This is a genomic window from Aphanizomenon sp. UHCC 0183 (genome assembly GCF_009712065.1).
GTDB lineage: Bacteria > Cyanobacteriota > Cyanobacteriia > Cyanobacteriales > Nostocaceae > Dolichospermum > Dolichospermum heterosporum.
In genome coordinates this window covers 1-6,228 of sequence record NZ_VILC01000002.1, presented here as the reverse complement: position 1 = coordinate 6,228, position 6,228 = coordinate 1, and the positions used below count along the sequence as shown (strand labels likewise).

1 protein-coding gene and 1 pseudogene are annotated in these 6,228 nt (G+C 43.4%); one reads left to right on the top strand and one right to left on the bottom strand.

Annotation, left to right across the window (positions count from 1 at the left end):
- Window positions 1-159 (top strand): annotated as a pseudogene (locus FJR37_RS26695) (IS1634 family transposase); the annotation flags it as partial.
- Window positions 160-671: 512 nt separating this feature from the next.
- On the opposite strand, the gene FJR37_RS00575 reads toward FJR37_RS26695, so the two are convergent.
- A complete protein-coding gene (locus tag FJR37_RS00575; protein ID WP_168465007.1) occupies window positions 672-5,945 on the bottom strand; it encodes a choice-of-anchor I family protein in 5,274 nt (1,757 codons plus the stop codon).
- Window positions 5,946-6,228: the final 283 nt, after the last annotated feature.

The following is a 6,228-nucleotide window of genomic DNA, read 5'->3' as shown; positions in this document are numbered from 1 at the left end:
AATCGTCCTACTTTACGCTGGATTTTTCAATGCTTTCAGTGTATTCATTTGGTTACACTCAATCAGGAGAAACATATTTCTAATTGGAATAAGGACAGAGATTTTATCTTGAGTCTTTTACCAGATGATTGTTTACGTTACTATCAATTAGTCAGCTAATTATCATCTCTATCAATTTAATTTCTCTTGTAAAGATGAGCTAATCTCTTTGATTTATAGCTCCATTTTACTATGTCTATAATTTCGTTTTTTACTTTAATTGATTAGTCTAACTTATAATTATTTCTTGAATATCTTCTTTCGCTTATCTATTGACCTCTCCAGGTGGTGTGCATTCTTATTGCTTCTTATTGAGAATAGATTTTGATGACATTTTTGGTGATTTACTGTTTCTCAAATGCCTTTTTTTCACTTTATCTGTTTGTTTTGATGCTCCCTTTGATTTTCATCTCCGTAATTTCCCTCTGTAACATTTTGGGGTGCGGAATGTGGGTTTGAAAACTTTTTCGTGTGGGATCTGACACCCGCAGATCCCCCTAAATACCCCTTGAAAAGCGGGACTTTGAGGAATTTAGCTCCCCTTTGTAGGGGAGTTGGGGGGATCTCGATTAATTCTGATACTTTTCAAAGTTTAACGCAATGCGTTAAACCCCTAACTGGTGAGTTAGATTCTAAGCAAAGACAAACTGATTAGTATTCGTCAAACTCAAACTACTGGCTTGAATCCCAGTCAGAGTAGCTAAAGTTTGATTATTGAAGACAATCGCGGTATCTGCACCAACTTGATTTAGCTGGAGTGTAGAGGTGGTAATACCTAAGCTAACAGCGCCTTGAATACCGATAACATCAGTACCCAGTTGGAAGTCAAGCACGGTATTAGCCGAAGAGGGTAATTCAGCATTGACAATCCAGAATTGGTCAGCACCGGCACCACCGGAAATTAAGTTACCACCACCAAGACTAACGTAGAATTTATCTTTACCATCACCACCCAAAGCGCGGTCATTGCTACCCAAGTAGAAGGTATCATTACCAAGACCACCAGATATGCGGTTGCCACCTTGGCTATCTTGAGCAAAAAAGGTGTCATTACCATCACTACCGAAAGTGCTATCGCCTTTATTGACAAATATCACATCATCACCGCTACCCAGATCAACGATATTGTTACCTGCATCGGAGAACGCGGATACGGTAATGATATCTACAGTATCATTTCCTGCACCTGTAAAGAGGATGTCTTGCTTACCATCAAAGTTTTGACCTTTAACAGCCAAGATATCGTCATTGCCTGGTGTACCAACGTTTGGCAATTGAGCAGTGCTAGGAGTTATTTTCAAAGCAGCGAGGATGGGATCATGATCGCTGGCTCTTTGGGCATTATCTACAAACTCACTATTAATATGAACAATATCTACTTGGGTAGAACTGTTCAAATTATTGGTCACCAAAATATGATCGAGGGATTGGGAATTACCATCGAAAATGTAGGTATAACGTTCATTTTCTGGCAGAGTATTAGAAAGATTGGTGAGGTTGCCACCTGCGAGAATGTTCAAGGGAGAAATAAACTCAAATTCATTTAAATCACCCACAACAACCACATTAGAAGTGAGCTTTGTAGCCACAATAGAATTCACAAAACCTTTCACCGCTTCAGCTTGGGCGCGACGCTGATCTAAAGAACCGTTAATGGTGTTGTTTTCTTGTCCATTCCCTCCAGATTCACCACCAACTGAGGGTTGATTAACTCCAAAAAGTGGGCTGCTACCGCCTTTAGAGGAGAAGTGATTATTAATCACTGTCACCTGTTCACCGTTGAAGGTAAAGTCGGCAATTAGGGGTAGTCGGCTGTCAGTGAAGGCTGTAAAGGAAGATGCCGGCACGGTTTTGACAGAGTCGGCTACTAAACTAACCCGGCTATCATTGTAGAGGTAGGCATTACGGATGTTTGCGCCCGGTTCTCCACCATTGGTGTTGTTGGTGATGAAAGTATTGTCAATGAATTTGTAAGTTGGTCCACCTGCGGTAACTATGGCATCAATGAGAGTTTGCAAGGTGACGCTGGCGCTGACAATGCCATTATTGCTACTACCGCTATTGTCTTGAATCTCCTGCAAACCAATGATATCAGGAGTTTTGAGATGATTGACAATTTGTTGAGCGATCGCGGCAAACCGACCATTGGCAATATCTGTATTACCATCAGCATCATTAGGATCAAGGTTGAGGACGTTATAAGTAGCAATCACCAAAGTATCACCACCCTTATTCAGAGTCGTGATTTCAGGTTGCAAAGAGGAAGGCTGGATATTGCTGACAAAAGCTTGAGTGGGAATAATTTCAAAGTTACCGAAGTTATAGCCCACTACCCCCGTCACATCCCCCAACTTAGCCCCAACATTGACAATGGGGAAAGCAAAATCAAACACTCCGTTGTCGGCATCAATTTGAATGCGTTCAGGATTAAAATCATTGGGTGAGATATTGATTGTGCCACGCTGACTTAAACCTGTTGCTCCTGCTCCATTATCTACAACGGCGTAAATTTCCCCAAAACTATTGGTAGGACTCACTGCAACTAAGTTTTTGGCAGTGACGCGCATTCCTTCTAGAGATTCAAAGAAGTCAATACCGTCGGTTGTGGGGTCAAAGGATGTCAGTCCGTCGTTATCAATTACTTGTGTAGGTGGAATCCTTCCTGCTGCACCGATAATCGTGGCAGCAGGTAGAGGGTTATTACTGGAAAGGATGGTAATAGTAGGATTGCCACCTATTTGGGTAGTTGATAAATTCCCTGTGCTGACACCACCAGGGGTAAATTCGCTGACTGTACCTGTAACAGTAATGGAGTCGGCAACTTTAACCGTAGGTGCGCTACTGGTGAAAACAAAGATAGCTTCGGATGTGGCAATATTGGTATCGGGGTTGGGATCTTGAAGATAAAACCCATTGGAATCCACAGCAGTAACAATACCGGGAACTGCCGTCACAACTTGACCGACAAAAGGTGAAGTGTGACCTGTACCTTGAATGTCGCTAATGCGACTGGGTGCATTGACTTCAAAAATGGCAGTAGTTTTGCTAATTTCGTTAGCAACCACCAATAAAGGTTTACTGTTGGGGCTATCGTTGGCGGAAATAAAGGTTAATCCTTCCGGTCCAGAATCAGTTACACCGGAAGTAGGACTAAGGCTGAAATCGCGGGTATTGACATATTGGACAAATTCGGGGCTGTTGGGATTGGTGACTTCATAGACCATGACACCGCCGACACGCTCTAACCCAATGAAAGCATATACGCGATTAGCGATCGCTCCAATGACAACACCCTCTGGTTCGGGTCCTTTGTTATCACTGCGGTTATCAAAGTTGTTACTATCGTTGTTGGAATTGTAGTTTCCAGGTAAAGCCGCAGCCGTAATGCGCTCGAACTCTGCGCCGCTATCATAAACCCGTTTACCGGCACTATCCCAAATTGTGAAGGAACGACCGCCAAAGGTGTAGATTTGATCGTAGTCCCCATCACCATCGGTATCACCCAAGGTATTTGTAACTAGCAAACGACCCAAATTTTGAGGAAGTTTGAGGGTAGCCCCATCAGGGAAAGCTGTGGGGTCGAGATTGAGAATAGAAACGGAGACTTCTTCACTAAATCCAGCATAGTCGCGGGCATCACCTTCATTGGCAGTGACGTAGTAGGTTTGACCATTAACTGTGTAAGAGGCGATCGCATCGGGTTGATATAAACCAAAAACTGGCCAGTTCTGAATGGCGATTTTCCCACCGCCAGCAGAAGTACCATTCACATCCCGATCGCTTGTATCCAAGGCATTAGGATTGGTGGTGTTGACGCTATTGTTATAATCTTTGACACCTAAAGGCAAAATTGACTCTACTGTGGCTGTGGCGATATCTACAACAGCGATCGCATTGTTTTCTTGCAGCGTCACCCAAGCTTTCGTCCCATCGCCAGAAAAGGTAATATATTCTGGTTCAAAATCTTGGGCAACTGATGAACCAGGTCCAAAGATTCTCACTCCTGACGCTTTGAGGGCATCAATTTGGCTATTGAATGCAGTAAAGGATGCCTCTTGGACGGTAGGAGTTGCAATACCACCAGCTAGGTTAATGATACTGACTGAACCGACAGGATCGGTAGTATAGGCATTGTTAGGCTGGCCTTCATTGGCGGTTAAAACCTTTGTGCCATCAGGGGTAAAGGTGAGCATATCTGGCAAAAAGCCCACATTCACCTTGCTAATAAAAGCACCTGTGGTCGCATTGAAAAACTGAACTTCCCCTGGATTGTCGTCAGCAGTTTGATTGGTAATGGCGATCGCCACAGCCACAATCCCCGCACTTACAGTTCCTACTTTACCGACAGCCACACTATTGGGAATTAGGGTAAAACCACCCGCAGTTGTCCCATCAGGATCACCACTGGTATTAAATGCCAAATCACCGATTTTGCTGGGACTAGCTGGGTTAGAGAGATTGAGGATTTCGACGACAGAACCGGCAACTACAAACAGGCGATCGCTAATGGGATCAAAAGCCGGAATTTCGCCACCATTGCTGCTAGTGAAACCACCAATTTTGGTTAAAAGACTAGAACCATTGTTGGTAATAGCGATATTTTGGGTTGTGGTTGTACCCAGGGCAATTCCTGAAGATGGTGTACTGAGGCTTAATGCAGCAGTTTCTGTCCCTTCTGCTATACCATCATCAGTGGCGACAAAGGTAGCTGTGGCAGTGGTTTGACCATTAGGAATGGTTAAAGTTCTGGTGCTGAGAGAGTAATCACTAGGAGTAATCCCAGTCCCCCCTACATTTAAGGTAACGGTTTGATTCCCTGATACCGCCGCTGACAATGTTGCTGTGACGGTGATTTGATTACGGCTAGATTCCGCAGTTGTGTTACTACTGACTGCCAGATTGACTGTTGGTAATACTGGAAAGTCATTATCGGTAATGCCCACTGCAATCTGGGCAATAGTAATATTGTTATATTGAGCATCTGTACTGGTGACACTATGGGTAATTGCACCATTGTGAGAACCTTCTACAATTGCATCATCAACCGCTGTCACTGTCACAGTTTGCGCCACATTCCAATTAGCAGGGGTGAAGGTGAGGGAATTGGTACTGGTTGTCACCTGTGTACCAGCGTTTAACGAGATCGCTACATCTGCGGTTGGTTGACTGTTTAAAACCAGTGTATAGCTATCCGTTGCCCCACCTTCGGTGACATTGGTTGTACCACCAGTTTGAGTTAGGGTAATACCAGCATTGGATACCGTACCTAATGTAAATGCTGTACTACTAAATGGCACATCTGGGGCTGTGCTATCAATACTCTGATCCCCTGTACCATCTTGAGCAATCCAATTGGTAGGATTATTGATAATTGGCAAATATGCCGCGAAGTTAGTCTGTGCATTACGAAGTCCATTAAAAGCTGCTATATCTGCGTCATCATCTAGGGTAGATAAATCCAGCGCATTCTGTCCAGCAGTTAGGCCTGTATTGGTTAGTAATCCATTAGTAGCATTAAACCCACCACTAGCGATCGCTGTAATAAAGGTGGGTGAAGTTGCACTTCCCTGATAAGCATAGATTATTTCATCACCTGCACCAATCCCACGATTTGTCCCCCGTGATGGTGATAACACAGAAGCATCTACGACTGTTCCTGTGCTGGCTGTGATTGTTCCACTACCAATGTTGTCAATGCGGACAATTGTTCCTGCGGGAACTAAAGATGTGGCTGTCCAACTGAAAGCACCTTCATTTGTATCAACCCAAGTAGTACCGTTCCACTCGTTATCTTCAAAAATAATTACTTCGTTAGGATTAATGTCAACTAATGCCACAAAAGCAATGTTATCATTACCATCCGCGTTATATCCAACAAATGCGATATTTCCTGTTGTTAGTGCCATAAGTTAAATTTCCTCGGTGATTCTCTAAAATCACATAAAGGTATCAATTGTATCCTACTTAGAAAGTTAATTAAATAGGTTAAAATGACAATAAGAAGACATTACCAAAACATTATTTAAAGGATTATTTTTGTAACCCCTCAATAATCCGGGATAAATCCTTCCATGACATTGGTAATTTTGGGTAAGTTTTATAGAACGGGGATGATGGGAGTGCGATAGCGTTCGCGGAGCGTCCCGGAGGGAACCAGCGCTGCTGCAAGCAGTTCGCTGTTTGGGATAA

Coding starts and splice junctions, on each gene's coding strand:
- FJR37_RS00575 (WP_168465007.1), bottom strand. CDS start 5,945: ATGGCACTAACAACAGGAAATATCGCATTTGTTGGATATAACGCGGAT.